We start from the raw sequence: 15083 nt of genomic DNA on the forward strand, positions 1-15083 counted from the left end.
CAAAAACAGCCGGCAACAACCGGAAGGTTAGCTTTCGCCGCGGAGCTGCCGGACGCCGTCGAGCACCACAGCACGCAGGTCCCCGCCATTCTCTTCCGCAACCCGGCGCTGGCGCTGGTAGCCCGCACCCCGCTCGATGATTCCGGCGACATCAGCAAGTTCGGCACTGCAGCCAAGCTTCTCGGCAACAGGAGCCAGGCGGGGAAGGACATCCTCAAGCAGGTGCTCGGTCACCAGCTTCTCGTTGCCGGCAGCATCAAGGATGATGATTGCGTCCAGCCCGTACCGGGCAGCACGCCACTTGTTCTCCTGCACATGCCACGGCGGCATGGTGGGGATGGATCCGCCGTTGTCCAGGATGGTGGAAAACTCATCTACCAGGCACTGGGTCAGGGCAGCAATGGCACCAATATCAGTAGCGGTGGCAAGCCCGTCGCAGACCCGCAGTTCAATAGTCCCGAGTGCGGGCACCGGACGGATATCCCACCGGATCTCGCTGATCGAATCGATCACGCCGGTGGTGAACATGTCCTGCACATAGGACTCGTACTCACTCCACGAACGGAACTGGAACGGCAGCCCGGCCGTCGGCAGCTGCTGGAACATCAGCGCCCGCTGTGAGGCGTAGCCTGTGTCATCCCCTGACCAGAACGGAGAGGATGCGGAGAGCGCCTGGAAGTGCGGGAAGTAGTTGACCAGTCCGTCCAGGACCGGCAGCACCTTGTCCCGGGAATCCAGGCCCACATGGACGTGGACGCCGTAGATCAGCATCTGCTGGCCCCACCACTGCGTGCGGTCGATCAGCTTGGCGTACCGTTCCTTATCCGTCACCGGCTGGGAACGCGGAACAGCAAACGGATGGGTGCCGGCGCAGAACAGCTCAACGCCCATCTCATCGGTGACCCGCCGCACGGCCGCCATGGAACGGGCCAGGTCCGCCTTTGCCTCGGCCACGGTGTTGCAGATACCGGTGACGAGCTCCACCGTGTTTTCCAGGAGTTCCTGCTTGATATGCGGGTGTTCCTCATCCGCACTAAGCTCCGGGTCCGCGGCGTTGACCGCCCGCAGGACTTCGTCGGCCACAGAGAGCAGCTCACCTGATTCCCGGTCGACCAGGGCCAATTCCCACTCGACCCCAAGGGTCGACTGCGGGGAAGCTGCAAACTCAATGTCCAATATGTCTCCTGCTGTGCGTCGAAATGTTGCCTCCATCTGCGCGCCATTGCGTTATAAGAGCCAGTTCAATCGTAGCCCGGTGACATCACTGGTGAGTTACGCTCCGAAAGCCTGCCCGGATGCCGTCCCGGCGATAATGGGATAATGCCCATCCTGAACAAAGACATGACCCTGTGCATCTCGCTGGCGGCCCGTCCCAGCAATATCGGCACCCGCTTCCACAACTACCTCTATGAGCAGCTGGGCCTGAATTATGTCTACAAGGCCTTTGCGCCCGCGGACCTGGCCCAGGCCATTGCGGGGGTGCGGGGCCTGCCGATCCGCGGAGCAGCAGTTTCAATGCCGTACAAAGAGGACGTCATTGCCCTGGTGGACCGGATGGACCCCTCAGCTGCGGCCATCGATTCCGTGAACACCATCGTGAACGACGACGGCGTCCTTACCGCCTACAACACCGATTACCTGGCGATCGCCCGGCTGCTGGCAGACCACGAGGTCCCTCCGTCCAGCTCCGTGCTGCTGCGCGGTTCCGGCGGGATGGCCAAGGCAGTGGCTGCAGCCCTCCGTGATGCAGGATTCAGCGACGTGTGCATCGTGGCCCGCAACGAGGGCACCGGCCGCGCACTGGCCGACCTGTATGACTTCGACTGGCGGGCAGAACCGGGAATGGCCACCGCTGACCTGCTGATCAACGTCACGCCGCTTGGCATGGCAGGATCCGAAGAGGACGTGCAGTCCTTCGAGGACGAAACCATCGCAGCCGCACAGACGGTGTTCGACGTCGTCGCGCTTCCCTCCGAAACTCCGCTGATCCGTGCCGCCCGTGCTGCCGGTAAAAAGGTCATCACCGGCGCCGAAGTCATCGCGATCCAGGCAGAGGAACAGTTCGTGCTCTACACCGGAGTCCGCCCAACACCGGAGCAGGTCCGCGAAGCCAGCGAGTTCTCGCGCAGTTAGGCTTCCAAGCCGCTAGCTTTCCACTGCGGACGCAACAGGCTCGACGACGATCGCCACACGGTCCTCACCGATCCGGGTGAGGACCAGGGTTGCTTTGTTCGGGCCCTTGCCCGAGCCGGTGAGCAGCTGTTTGCGCAGTTCCTCAGGCGTCACGGACATACCGCGCTTCTTGATGTCCAGCACCCCGATGCCGTTGGCGCGGACCCAGGCCTTGAGCGCCTTGACGTTGTAGGGCCGGACTTCCAGGATCCGGTAGGCGCGGGCGAACGGAGTCTCCATCAGGTCCGGAGCCGCAATGTAGGCGATCTGAGGATCCAGGAGGTGTCCGCCCAGGGAACGCGCGACGTCGGCCACCAGACCCGCGCGGATGACCGCGCCGTCGGGCTCATACAGGTAGCCCTCAGCCGGACCGGTCCGTACATCCTGGGCACCGGGAACATAGTCCTCGTGCGAGGTCAGCTCCGCGGCGCCGGCCGGGCGAATCACCAGCGCCGCACGGCGGATACCGGGACGGCGCAGCTCGTTGAACCAGAGCGTGGCCTCGATGACGTCGCCGCCCACGGACACCCATTGGACCTCGCAGCCGGCCGGGACGGACTCATGCGGAATCCCCGGGCCCAGTTTCACGCCCACCGGCATCCCGCCGCCGGCGAGGGACTCCACGAAGGACAGCGGCGGTGAAAAAGCTTCCGGGTCGAAGATGCGGGAGGTGCCCGACGTCGATGTCGTGCGCCGCGCGGGATCCAGCCACACGCCGTCGAACCCGGTCAGGTCAAAGCTCTCAGCGTCGCCCTGGACCACGGTGGCTTCCGGCCAGGGCATGAGGTTGATGGTGGCGACGGCGGCGGTGATTTCATCCAGTTCGACGGCGGTGACCCGGCGGTCCAGCGTGGCCAGGGCCAGGGAATCTGCACCGATTCCGCAGCCCAGATCGGCGACCTTTTCCAGGCCGGCTTCCTGGTAGCGCTGGGCATGGAGGGCTGCCACGTTCAGACGGGTGGCCTGTTCAAGGCCGGCAGGCGTAAACAGCATGTGCTCGGCGAACGGCCCGAACTTGGCCCGGGCCTTCATCCGCAGTTTGGCCTGGGTGAGGACGGCGGCAACGAGTTCGGGGGAGTGCCCGGCCTTGCGAAGGTCGGTGTTCAGCTTCAGGGACTCGGACTCCAGGTACGGGCCGAGCGAGTTGAGCAGGGCCCAGCCTTCGGGTGTCAGGACATGGGCGAGGGAAGTGTCGGGCATGGATACAAGCCTAGTTCTTCGCGCACCGGGGGAGTTAGCTGCGGACGGATGCCGGAGGTGAGGCCGCAGCAGGGGGACGTCTCGGTCAGATTGTGAGCGGCATGACCGGCGGTCTAGTGTTGATGCACCCACTGTCATCCCCCTATCGCGGAATCAGCCCCAGAGAAGGACGTTGCATTGACTGATTTGCTGGTGTTCGGATTCTTGGGCGGGATGGGGCTTTTCCTGCTGGTGTGCGGCGTGATGGTTCACCTCAAGCGTTGGCTGCTGCTCCTGAACATAAACGTACTGTTTCCGGGGCAGCCGGCACTGGCGAACACGTGGCTCGGGTTGGCCTTTTGCCTGATAGGACTGGGCGGCCTCGTGGGTATGGACAGGCTGCCGGACCCGGTACCGGGCCTCATGGGGCTGATCATGTTCCCGGCAATGTTTGCGGGCATTGTTGGAATGTTCTGGTATCCAGTGTTCCTCCGGCCCCGCTGGATGCGCCGTGACGCAGAACTGCAGGCCAGGGGCGAAGACCTTTTCGCCAAACGTTTCCTTCAAGGGCAGGTCCAGCGGCCGTCGGATAGACAGCAACCGTGATCGGCGGATTCGATTTCATCCTTGCCGCAGCCCAGGGTGCATTCGACGTGCGGTGAGCGGCGAACCCTCTCCTGGTGCGCGGGTCGAGGCACGCACACCGGGTATCTTTGGGGCCATGACTGAGATGGCTGTTGATTCCCTCGATGTTCTGCGCCGCCGCACCAGTGCCAAATGGTGCACCTATCCCGGCGACGTGCTGCCGATGTTCGTAGCAGAAATGGACTATCCGCTGGCCCCGCCCGTAGCCCGCGCGATGATCGAACGGATCGAAGCATCCGACGTCGGGTACGTATCCGGACCTGGTCCTGTCGGTCCCGCATTCGCCGGCTTCGCGCAGCGGCGCTGGAACTGGGAAGTGGACCCGGAGGACGTACGGACCACCACCGACGTCAGCGTGGCCATCGTGGAGACCCTCCGGCAGGTCCTAACCGCGGGGGATGAGGTGGTCATAACACCGCCGGTTTATCCGCCGTTCTTCGATCTTCCCGTGGAGGCGGGCGGCACAGTCCGCGAGGTGCCGCTGCTGCAGGACGAAGCCGGATGGTCCCTGGACCTGGACGGGCTTGAGGCGGCGTTCGCCGCAGGTGCCCGGGCGCTGCTGCTGTGCAACCCGCACAACCCGCTGGGCCTGGTGCACCCGAAGGAAACGCTCGGCGCCGTCGCCCGTCTGGCAGCCAGGTACGGCGTTACGGTGGTCAGCGACGAAATCCATGCGCCGCTGGTCTATTCCCCGGAGACCTTCACCCCCTTCCTGTCCGTCTCCGACGATGCCCGCGCCCACGGAGTGTGCGTCACGGCGGCCAGTAAGGGGTGGAACATCGCCGGGTCAAAGTGCGCCCTGATGATTGCTTCGGCCCCCGAGACCCGGCTGCTGCTGGATGAAATGCCGGAGGAAGTAGGCTTCCGGACCTCAATCCTTGGCCTGCACGGCACGGCCGCCGCGTATGCCGAGGGCGAGGAGTGGCTCGACGGCGTGCTGGCCGTCCTGGCAGCCAACCGGGAACTGCTCGGAGAACTGCTGTCCGCGGAGCTTCCGGGAGTGGCGTACCGCTTCCCCGATGCCAGCTATCTGGCTTGGCTTGACCTGCGCGCGCTGGGCTGGGGAGACGACCCAGCGGCAACCGCCCTCGAAAAGGCACGTGTGGCACTTGAACCAGGCCTCAAGTTCGGGACGGCCGGGGCAGGCTGTGCCCGATTGAATTTTGGCTGTGCGCCCGAGGTACTCGAGGAGGCTATCCACAGGCTGAGCGCAGCCAAATCCTAACGGCCCGGGAGCACGTACACTCGCCCGAAAGGAAGAGCAGCGCGGACGCCGGATGAAGGCGAGCGTGTACGCACACGCGCTGTGGCGAGCTGCAACGGGGAGGGGATACGCATGCCATTCAACGGCTACAACGTCAATCCGGAAGGGTGTGCAAACGTCCTTTCCCAGGTGGAGGAAGACGAGACCAGGTACGCGGCCGTGTCTGTCTTGCGGGGCGGCATGAACGCAGCAGAGGCAGCTTGCATGGCCGGCTCCGGAATCGTGGGACAGGCGCTCGCCGAGGTTTGGCAAGACACAATGGGCCCGCAGCTGGAGGCCGCGGAAGTCCGCATCCACAACGCGGTCGAAGGCGTCCGAAGAGCGGTCTCGATCATTGCCGGTGCTGACCAGGAGATGGCTGCGACAGCGAAGGCCAGCCTTGCTGAGGTGCAGGCTGGGATCTACGCCGAACCCCGGTTCAGGGACAAGCGCTCATGGCTGTAGATACGTCAGGACTTTTCGGGTGGCCGTCATCGGACAGCATCGAGTCCGCCTATCCTTCCGTGGAAGCAGCCGGTGAAGCCTACCTCAACGCGGTAGAGGAAACCGGGGAGACCTGGAAACAGTTAGGTCTCCACTACTCCGGGGATGGCGGGGACGAAATGGTCGGGGCTTTCCGGACCGTGATGCCTCACGCGGAGATGCTCGAAGAGACGGCAGCGGGTGTGAAAGACGCGCTGGTGGGTTTCGCCGCCGGTATTCGAACCTTGGAAGCCAAGCGGGATCAACTCATGGCAAGGATCCAGGCTGCCAGTACCCGGGCGTCTGACACTCCGGAAGGACTTTATCGGAGCGAACCCAATGTTCCGTTTGACCGGCCCGTCACCGGGGAAGACCTGCTGCTGCCGGCGGAGATCGCCGGACTTGCGGCGAGGTACCGAAACCTGGAAGAAGAAACGGCTGCCAGACTGCGGTCCGCGTACAACAGGGATACCTTGCTGGACAACCTGACGAGCATTCCCGCCACTATCGGGTACGGAACGGCTTCGGGCGTAATCAACAGAATTGCGGTGCGGCAGACAACCAGGGAATCCGAACGTACTTATCTCCGCTATGACACTACGGAAGAACGCCAGCGGCACATGGCCAGGGGGCGGTGGATGGAAGGGGAAAGGAAGGCAAGAACCACGCTTCGTTTTGAGCCCCGTCCAGCCGTGAGCAGGATGTTCTACAACAACTTCGAATGGTACCGAGCGAGGGTGGATGCTAACCCGTCAAAGTGGGTGAAAGCGGAACGATTCGGCGACCTCACTAACGCGGCGAAAAGTATCAAACTCGGGGGTGGCGCATTTACTCTCGTCACGGCGGGATTCACCATTGCCGATGAACGGGAAGATGCATACAACGAATTGCTGCACGCAAATCCTACCTGGAGCCGGGATGAACTCGAGGGACGTGCAAACCTCGAGGGCGGGGTCAAGGGCGGGACTAAGGTCGGCATTGACCTCGTTGCTGCAGGCACGGGTGCCGCCATTGGTACCGCAATTGGCGGGCCAGTAGGCACCGTGGTTGGTGCGGGGATCGGGATCGGGATCTCGGTGATTACTTCAATGGAGTTCGACTTCCTGGATGGCCGTACCATCAAGGATGCTGCCGCAGACCGTGCCATGGAGGCCATCGACAACATGGCCAACGGATGGAACAAGCTCTTCGGAGGATAGGCTGCCCGCACTGCTAGAGGTACGGAAGGTCAGGGGGGGGGGCTGTCCAGCAGGAACGACATCGGCAACACAACGAAGGTAAGGCAAGACATGGAATCTGGAACTAACGAGTGGGCGCTCTCCGCGATCCTTTTTCTCCTGGGGATCGTCCCGTTTGTGGGTGGCGTCCTGCTTTATACGAATAAGTTTGTTGGCCTGCTGGTCCTGGATAATTTCATGCCGGGTAAACCGTCCCTGGCTACCACCTTTTTGGGGGCGTGGCTCCTCTTGATGGCACCCAGCGAATTCGTACTTCAAACCGGCATTGACGCCCTCATTGTTCCCTACGGCATTGTTCTTCTCGGATGCCTCGCGATCGGACTCATGGGCTGGTTCTGGATGCCCCGGTTTATGCAGCCGCGCTGGATGAAAGAAGGAGACAAGGTGGAGGCTCGCGGGGAAGACCTGTTCACTAAACGCTTCTCCAACGGGGAAAGGAAGTCCATGACCACTGACGCCGATGGCTTCAGCCACGAACGGATGTCCGGTGTCTTGGTGCCTCGTCCCCAGGGCTGGGAAATGGAAGTGAATTCCGCAGACATGCTCGTCGTGGCACATCCTCCCGTGCCACGAGGGATCTTTCGCCCCAACATGGTTCTACGCTGGGCGCCGGCGAACGGAATCTCCCTGGCCCGATATGCAACCGCGGCACTGGCCTCGACCCTGCAGACGGCACAGCAGGTCCGCATCATTTCACACGAGACGTGGCCGATGAACGGCTCCGAGGGGCCGGTGAGGGGCCGGAGACAGCGCTTTGTGCATCAGGTGGAGCAGCACCCGGTGTGTGTGGACCGCTGGCTGTGGATTTCAGGCCACCAGGTCTTCGAAGCAACCGCAAGCTACACCGTTGACCAGCACGCAGGAATGAAGCTGCTGTTCGAGCAGATGATTATGGATCTTCGGATCGAACCGGCCAACGCGGCAGCTGATGGTCAGGAACGCGACGCCATTGATACCTTTGCGCCCACAGAGCCGCGGCTGGACGAGACAGCATCGCGTTTGGCCGGTGAGGACCGTGAAGACCTCGGCGCTCTGGCCGCCGCCCAGCCTTGCCAGGAACCGGCACTGCTCCTGCGTATTCCCGCCCTGGAACTGATGGACAGCCTGGCGGACAGGAACCGGCTGGGGATGTTCCAGCGCAAGGGCCCGGAGTTCACGGCACTCCGGGAAGCAGGCTTCCTTGCCGCCGACGGCTCGCTGACCCCGGCCGGCACGGACTACGGCGCCCCGTTACGGACCCCGGTCGCAGCCTTCCAAGTCACCGCTGCAGATGAGCGCGGCGGGGCTGTCCTTCAGGCATGGATTGGGGGAGGGTGCGGAAGGGTGACTGCGGAGCCTTCTCGCTTCTCCCGTCCATCCGCACGCGTACCCGGCCCGGATGACCTGTCCGTACAGGTCCTCCAGGCAAATGCCGTTCCCAAAGCCATAGCGGACTGGCTGGGGTTCTCACCGGCATGGAGCATTGCGCATGAACCGGTGGTCCTGGCAAGGGACCAGTACGAAGCCAAGGTGAAGTCCGCGCGGGCGAGAGCCCCCATAGGCCTGAGCGAAGCGGCCCGGCGAATGTGGCAACAGCCATGGACAGAATGGGAGATCCTCGATGAGCGGACAGGAGGCTGGTTCGGCTTCGTGAACGCCGGAACGGCTGGCCAGTACCGGCTGGGTCGGGGTGACGGCGGTTCGGTGATTCTGGAGCCGGTCTCTTCAGCCGCTGTCTGGGACACGCTGGTGCGGTTCATCCATGCCTCGGTCGAAGGAACACCGCTCTGGATCCCGGAGCTGCCGGGCTTCGACGAACGCCCGGCAGACGGCAGAGTCCCCGAAGGAAAAGTCTGGGCAGAGTACCCCTAGGCCCGGCTAGGCGAAGTACACGCCGATCCGGTTGCCCTCAATCTCTTCGATCCGGATGTCGATCTCGTAGATGTCCTTAAGGACCTCGGGCTGCATGATCATCGACGGCGGTCCCTGGTGGAGCAGCTTGCCGTCAGCCATGGCAATGATGTCGTCGGAGTAGCAGGACGCGAAGTTAATGTCGTGGATGACCAGGACCACGGTCTTGCCGAGCTCGTCCGTGAGCCGGCGCAGCAGCCGCATCATCTCCACTGAGTGCTTCATGTCCAGGTTGTTCAGCGGCTCATCCAGCAGCAGATAGTCGGTGTCCTGTGCCAGCACCATCGCGATGAACGCGCGCTGGCGCTGCCCGCCGGACAGTTCGTCGACAAACCGGTCGGCCAGTTCGCTCAAGTCCAGGAAGGCCATGGCCTGCTCGATCTTCTCCCGGCACACCGCCGTCGGACGTCCGCCGTTGTGCGGGTAGCGGCCGAAGCCGACCAGATCGCGGACGGTGAGCCGGACGGTCAGGTGGTTGTCCTGCCGCAGGATCGCCATCTTGCGCGCCAGCTCCTTGCCCGGGGCGGCAGAGACATCCAGGCCGTCCACCGTGACCGAACCCTCGTCGGCCTTCAGCAGGCGGCTGATGATGGAGAGCAGCGTGGATTTGCCGGCGCCGTTGGGGCCGATGATTGAGGTGACTCCGCCCTCCTTGATGTGGCAGCTCACCCCGTCCACGACTGTAGTGCCCGCGTACTGCTTAGTGACGCCGGTGACCTGGATCATTTGAGGGAGCCTTTCAGGAGCAGGATCAAAAAGACGATCCCGCCAACGAATTCAATGACAATGCTCAGCGCAGTGTTGAACGAGAAGATCCGTTCCAGCACCAGCTGGCCGCCCACCAGGGCGATGATGCCGATCAGCACGGCCATGGGCACAACGGCTGAATGCTTGAAGTGCGAGCAGAGCTGGTAGGCCAGCGACGCCACCAGCAGGCCAAAGAAGGTCACCGGCCCCACCAGGGCGGTGGACACCGCCACGAGGACGGAGCAGATGACCAGCACCAGGGTGACGGACCGCTTGTGGTTCACGCCCAGGTTGATGGACGTTTCCCGGCCCAGCGACATCACGTCGAGCTGATGCCGCATCCGCCAGGCTGGAATGCTGACCAGCACGACGGCGATCAACGAGTAGCCAAGCAGCGCTCCGTCGACGTTGTTAAAGGACGCGAAGAACAGGTCCTGCAGGATGATGAACTCGCTGGGCTCGATCAGCCGCTGCAGCAGCGAAGACATGCCCCGGAACATGGTGCCCAGGACGATGCCGACCAGCAGCATCAGGTGCAGGGATTTCCCGCCCCCGGTAAACAGCCAGCGGTAAAGCAGGAAGGAGAAGCCCACCATCAGGGCCACTTCCATGCCGTAGCGAAGCGGCTCGGACATGGCGAGCACGAACCCGCCGCCCAGCGTAAATACCAGGACCGTCTGGATCAGCACGTACAGGGCGTCAAACCCCATGATTGACGGCGTCAGGATCCGGTTGGCGGTGACCGTCTGGAACAGGACGGTGGAAACCCCGACGGCGTACGCCACCAGGATCATCGAGCCCACCTTGATGGCGCGGCGCGGCAGCACGTAGCCGATATTGCCGCGCAGCTCAATGGTCATAAAGACGGCCACAAGTGCTGCGGCCACCACAGAGAGGATGATGATCCAGGACCGCGGGGAGAGGTTTCGCACCGGACGCCGGCGCTGCACGGTCATGGCCGAAGGCAGGACGCTGGTGGGGGAGCTAGGCACGGGCTGAGCGCTTTCTCAGGAGCAGGTAGAGGAACAGGGCACTGCCCACGGCAGAGACGATCACGCCGACCGGGATTTCATACGGATAGCGGATGGTCCGGCCGATGATGTCGCAGGCCAGGACAAAGCCGGCACCGAAAATCGCCACCCACGGTATGGCGCGGCGGACGTTGTCGCCCACCAGGAGGGAGACGAGGTTCGGGACGATCAGCCCCAGGAACGGCACGGAACCAACGCTGACCACCACGACGGCGCTGATCAGGGACACGATGATCAGGCCCAGGGTCATGACGCGGTTGTAGTTCAGTCCCAAATTGGTCGTGAACTCCTGGCCCATGCCGGCAACGGTGAAACGGTCGGCAGCCAGGAACCCAATGAGGGTCAGTGCACCCACGATCCACAGCAGTTCATAGCGTCCGCGCAGCACCCCGGAGAAGTCGCCGGTCATCCAGGAGTTTAGGGTCTGCAGCAGGTCGAACCGGTAGGCGAAGAAGGTGGTGACGGCAGCGATCACGCCGCCGAGCATGATTCCCACCAGGGGCACGATCAGCGTGTTGCGCAGCGGAATGCGGCGCAGGATGAGCAGGAAGAGGGCGGTTCCGGCGACGGCGAAGACGGTGGCGGTGGACATCTTCATGAACAGCGAAGCACCGGGCAGCAGGACCGTCACCACCAGGATGCCCAGTGACGCGGATTCAATGGTCCCGACTGTGGAGGGCTCCACGAATTTGTTCCGCGCCATCAGCTGCATGATGAGCCCGGCCACGCTGAGCGCCATGCCGGCCAGAATGATGCTTAGCGTCCGCGGAACCCGGCTGATCCAGAAGATGTCCCAGGCATGTTGATCGCCGGCCAGCAGCGAGGACAGGGAGACGTCGCTGACGCCGACGAACATGCTGACGACGGCGAGTACAAGCACAGCCGCACCGCCCAGGACCATCATGGCCGCGGGGCCGAAGCGGCGTCGCCTGGATACGGCAGCGGCCCCGGAGGAGGCCGGGGCTGTGGGGGGAGTGAGCTGCGTTGTCATGCGATTCCGTCTCCCTCACTGGCCGGGCCTGCCCGAAGGCAGACCCGGCCAATGAGGATCTAGCAGGTAAGGGAACGGGTTAGGAGATGCCGTCCTGGACAGCGCTGACCATTGCGTCAACGTTGTTCAGGCCATAGCCCACCAGGTACCAGCTGGAGGAATCGAGCATGGTGATGTTGTCGTTGGCTGCTGCCTTGGTGCCCTTGACCAGTTCGTTGTCCAGGACAGCGGAGGCAACTTCGCCTGCATTGCCGACAGCGACGTCGCGGTCAATGACGAACAGGTGGTCCGGGTTGATCTCGGCCACGTATTCGAAGGAGACCGACTCGCCGTGCTGGGCTTCGGACTTGATGTCCGCTGCAGTGGCGACGCCGAGGACATCGTGGATCAGGCCGAAGCGTGAACCCGCGCCATAAGCAGTCATTTCGCCGCCGCTGGTCATGATGATCAGGCCGTTGCCGGCGTCCGCCGCGGTGGCCTTGGTTTCGTCGACCTTGGTGTCCAGAGCGGCGAGCTTCTCCTCGACCTCGGCTTCCTTGCCGAAGATGTCGCCGATGATTTCGGTGTTCTCGATGAAGGAGTTCCACGGGTCGGCAGCGTCGGTGCTGAGGTTGACCGTGGGGGCGATCTTGGAGAACTCGTCGTAGAAGTCGGCGGTACGGCCGGACATGATGATCAGATCCGGAGCTCCGGCGCTGATGGCTTCGAAGTCCGGTTCCTTCATGCTGCCGATCTTGGCGTAGTCATCCGAGCCGAACTTGGAGAGGCTCTCGGGGAAGTTTGCTGCCGGAACGCCGTCAACCTCGATGCCCAGGGCGTCCAAGGTGTCCAGGGCGCCCAGGTCGAAGGTGTAGACGACCTCGGGGTTCACGGGGACCTCAGTGGTGCCCTGCGTGTGCTCCACAGTGATCATGCTGGGTTCCGTGGCGGCGGGTTCGGCGGCGGCATCGGTCTCGGAGCCGCACGCGCTCACGGCAAGCAGGGACACGAGGGCGGTTCCGGCCAGCAGCCGGGACTTCAGGGTCGTCTTCACGAGTGGTGCTCCAGTATTTCTCTCAAAGGATGCGTCGCCTGCCGGATGCCTCCGCCATTAGGACACAAAATTGTTGGCTAATTTTTGCGCGCCCTTGAAAGTTATCTGGTTAGGCAAGGCTAAGCAACTTGAGTCACCGGACGGGGAGACCGAATCCGTAACAGAGACGACGGAGCCACGGGAGGCAGGGGCATCCCGATGATCTTTGTTGGCACTCACCTTGACCGAGTGCTAACCGTTGCATAAAGTCGGACCTAGCACTCCCCACGTGAGGGTGCTAATTCCTGAGGGAAGCGTTCACCGGCACCCGCGACGACGGCAAGCGCCTACCGACGGTCCACAAACCCGTTAGTAACTAGCAAAGGAGAGCCCGAGTGTCGGTCTCTATTAAGCCCCTTGAGGATCGCATTGTTGTTCGCCCGCTCGAAGCTGAGCAGACCACGGCCTCCGGCCTGGTTATCCCGGACACCGCTAAGGAAAAGCCCCAGGAGGGCGAAGTCGTAGCAGTCGGCCCCGGCCGCGTTGACGACAACGGCAACCGTGTGCCGATCGATGTCGCCGAGGGCGACGTCGTCATCTACTCGAAGTACGGCGGAACCGAGGTCAAGCAGGGCGGCCAGGAATACCTGGTGCTCTCCGCACGCGACGTGCTGGCCATCGTCGTCAAGTAAGTCTTTGAAGACCCCGGCCAGATTCGGCCGGGGTCTTCTTTTGTAGATGTAGTTGTTGTCGGAAAGGACACACACATGGCAAAGCAGTTGGAGTTCAACGACTCCGCCCGTCGTTCACTGGAAGCCGGTGTCGACAAGCTCGCCAACACCGTCAAGGTCACCCTCGGCCCGCGCGGCCGCAACGTGGTGCTCGCCAAGACCTGGGGCGCCCCCACCATCACCAACGACGGCGTCACGATCGCCCGCGAGGTCGAACTCGACGATCCGTACGAGAACCTTGGCGCACAGCTGGCCAAGGAAGTTGCCACCAAGACCAACGACGTCGCCGGTGACGGTACCACCACCGCAACGGTGCTGGCCCAGGCACTGGTCAAGGAAGGCCTGCGCAACGTGGCAGCAGGCGCCGCTCCCGGTGCCCTCAAGCACGGCATCGAGACCGCAGTCGAGGCCGTTGCGGCCCGCCTGCTGGAGAACGCCAAGGAAGTTGAAGGCAACCAGGTTGCCCACGTGGCGGCCATCTCCGCGCAGAGCGAAGAGGTCGGCCAGCTCCTGGCCGAAGCTTTCGACAAGGTAGGCAAGGACGGCGTCATCACCATCGAGGAGTCTTCCTCGACGTCCACCGAACTGGTCATCACCGAAGGCATGCAGTTCGACAAGGGCTACCTCTCGCCGTACTTCGTGACCGACCCGGAGCGCCAGGAAGCCGTCCTCGAAGACGCGCTGATCCTGATCAACTCCGGCAAGATTTCCTCGGTTGCAGAGTTCCTGCCGCTGCTGGAAAAGGCACTGCAGGCCTCCAAGCCGCTGTTCATCATTGCCGAAGACGTTGACGGCGAAGCGCTGTCCACCCTGGTGGTCAACAAGATCCGCGGCACCCTGAACGTGGTTGCAGTGAAGGCTCCGGGCTTCGGCGACCGCCGCAAGGCCATGATGCAGGACATCGCCACGCTCACCGGCGCCCAGGTTGTGTCCCCGGACCTCGGCCTGAAGCTGGACCAGGTTGGCCTGGAGGTGCTGGGCTCCGCCCGCCGCATCACCGTCACCAAGGACAACACCACGATCGTTGACGGCAATGGCTCCGAAGCCGACGTCGCCGACCGCGTGGCACAGATCCGTGCCGAGATCGAGCGCACGGACTCCGACTGGGACCGCGAAAAGCTGCAGGAACGCCTGGCCAAGCTCTCCGGCGGCATCGGCGTGATCAAGGTTGGCGCAGCCACCGAGGTTGAGCTGAAGGAAAAGAAGCACCGCATTGAGGACGCTGTGTCCTCGACCCGCGCTGCCCTGGAAGAGGGCATCGTGGCCGGCGGCGGTTCCGCGCTGGTCCACGCTGCCCGCGCCCTGGACACCGATTCCGAGGTAGCCAAGCTCGACGGCGACGCCGCCACGGCCGTTGGCCTGGTCCGGCGCGCGCTGGCCCAGCCGCTGCGCTGGATCGCCGAGAACGCCGGTGCCGAAGGCATGGTTGTTGTCTCCAAGGTCAGCGAGCTTGAAGTCAACCACGGCTTCAACGCTGCAACCGGCGAATACGGCAACCTGATCGAAGCCGGCATTATCGACCCGGTCAAGGTCACGCGTTCGGCCCTGCGCAACGCAGCATCGATCGCCGCACTGGTCCTCACCACCGAGGCACTGGTTGTGGAGAAGCCCTCCGAAGAGAATGATGACCACGGTCACCAGCACTAATTCGGGCTGAACAAATGGGCCCCTCCAGGCGCGGAACTCCGCCCCGGAGGGGCCCTTTTGTGTGTGCCGGCCCG

At 63.3% G+C, this 15083-nt stretch carries 14 protein-coding genes; 8 read left to right on the plus strand and 6 right to left on the minus strand.

The genetic code is table 11. The annotated features are described in order from the left end of the window. Nucleotides 1–27: 27 nt before the first annotated feature. The gene (locus tag LOC59_RS03330) at nt 28–1176 is read right to left on the minus strand and encodes a glutamate--cysteine ligase (RefSeq protein ID WP_227915489.1); all 1149 of its coding nucleotides are present in this window, start codon (nt 1174–1176) and stop codon (nt 28–30) included. Nucleotides 1177–1320: 144 nt separating this feature from the next. Between LOC59_RS03330 and LOC59_RS03335 the strand changes: the two genes are divergently transcribed. Next, a complete protein-coding gene (locus LOC59_RS03335; protein WP_227894352.1) occupies nt 1321–2133 on the plus strand; it encodes a shikimate 5-dehydrogenase in 813 nt (270 codons plus the stop codon). A 12-nt stretch (nt 2134–2145) separates the two neighbouring features. Here the strand turns inward: LOC59_RS03335 and LOC59_RS03340 are convergent, their stop codons facing one another. Next, nucleotides 2146–3372, minus strand: coding sequence for a class I SAM-dependent methyltransferase (locus tag LOC59_RS03340; RefSeq protein ID WP_229970572.1), 1227 nt, complete (start codon nt 3370–3372; stop codon nt 2146–2148). 177 nt (nt 3373–3549) lie between these two features. Between LOC59_RS03340 and LOC59_RS03345 the strand changes: the two genes are divergently transcribed. From LOC59_RS03345 to LOC59_RS03365, 5 genes are all read left to right on the plus strand, one after another. Further along, nucleotides 3550–3957 carry a hypothetical protein gene (locus tag LOC59_RS03345; RefSeq protein WP_227894354.1) on the plus strand — a complete coding sequence of 136 codons (408 nt, stop codon included), beginning with the start codon at nt 3550–3552 and terminating at the stop codon, nt 3955–3957. Between the two features lie 115 nt (nt 3958–4072). Then, a complete protein-coding gene (locus LOC59_RS03350; RefSeq protein WP_229970581.1) occupies nt 4073–5221 on the plus strand; it encodes a MalY/PatB family protein in 1149 nt (382 codons plus the stop codon). Between the two features lie 111 nt (nt 5222–5332). Next, nucleotides 5333–5704: a DUF6507 family protein gene (locus LOC59_RS03355; protein WP_227894356.1), complete on the plus strand. Its 372-nt coding sequence runs from the start codon at nt 5333–5335 to the stop codon at nt 5702–5704. Beyond that, nucleotides 5695–6921: a hypothetical protein gene (locus tag LOC59_RS03360; protein ID WP_229970582.1), complete on the plus strand. Its 1227-nt coding sequence runs from the start codon at nt 5695–5697 to the stop codon at nt 6919–6921. Before LOC59_RS03355 ends, LOC59_RS03360 begins: the two co-directional genes overlap by 10 nt. 90 nt (nt 6922–7011) lie before the next feature. Continuing rightward, nucleotides 7012–8811: a hypothetical protein gene (locus LOC59_RS03365; protein WP_229970584.1), complete on the plus strand. Its 1800-nt coding sequence runs from the start codon at nt 7012–7014 to the stop codon at nt 8809–8811. Nucleotides 8812–8817: 6 nt separating this feature from the next. Here the strand turns inward: LOC59_RS03365 and LOC59_RS03370 are convergent, their stop codons facing one another. The 4 genes from LOC59_RS03370 to LOC59_RS03385 form a co-directional block, all read right to left on the minus strand. Then, on the minus strand, nt 8818–9576 hold the full coding sequence (locus LOC59_RS03370; RefSeq protein WP_227915484.1) for an iron ABC transporter ATP-binding protein: 759 nt from the start codon (nt 9574–9576) through the stop codon (nt 8818–8820). Then, nucleotides 9573–10589 (minus strand): iron chelate uptake ABC transporter family permease subunit, encoded by a 1017-nt coding sequence (locus LOC59_RS03375; RefSeq protein WP_423721102.1) that lies wholly within the window; start codon nt 10587–10589, stop codon nt 9573–9575. The genes LOC59_RS03370 and LOC59_RS03375 overlap by 4 nt, the downstream gene beginning before the upstream one ends. After that, nucleotides 10582–11619: an ABC transporter permease gene (locus LOC59_RS03380; protein ID WP_227894360.1), complete on the minus strand. Its 1038-nt coding sequence runs from the start codon at nt 11617–11619 to the stop codon at nt 10582–10584. The genes LOC59_RS03375 and LOC59_RS03380 overlap by 8 nt, the downstream gene beginning before the upstream one ends. A gap of 79 nt (nt 11620–11698) precedes the next feature. Next, nucleotides 11699–12652 carry a siderophore ABC transporter substrate-binding protein gene (locus tag LOC59_RS03385; RefSeq protein WP_229970586.1) on the minus strand — a complete coding sequence of 318 codons (954 nt, stop codon included), beginning with the start codon at nt 12650–12652 and terminating at the stop codon, nt 11699–11701. A gap of 374 nt (nt 12653–13026) precedes the next feature. Between LOC59_RS03385 and groES the strand changes: the two genes are divergently transcribed. Beyond that, a complete protein-coding gene (gene groES, locus LOC59_RS03390) occupies nt 13027–13323 on the plus strand; it encodes a co-chaperone GroES (RefSeq protein WP_055239413.1) in 297 nt (98 codons plus the stop codon). Nucleotides 13324–13398: 75 nt separating this feature from the next. Beyond that, entirely contained in the window at nt 13399–15009 is a 1611-nt protein-coding gene (gene groL / locus LOC59_RS03395) for a chaperonin GroEL (protein ID WP_227894362.1), read from the plus strand. Nucleotides 15010–15083: the final 74 nt, after the last annotated feature.

The organism is Arthrobacter sp. zg-Y916, from assembly GCF_020907385.1.
Classification (GTDB): Bacteria; Actinomycetota; Actinomycetes; order Actinomycetales; family Micrococcaceae; genus Arthrobacter_B; species Arthrobacter_B caoxuetaonis.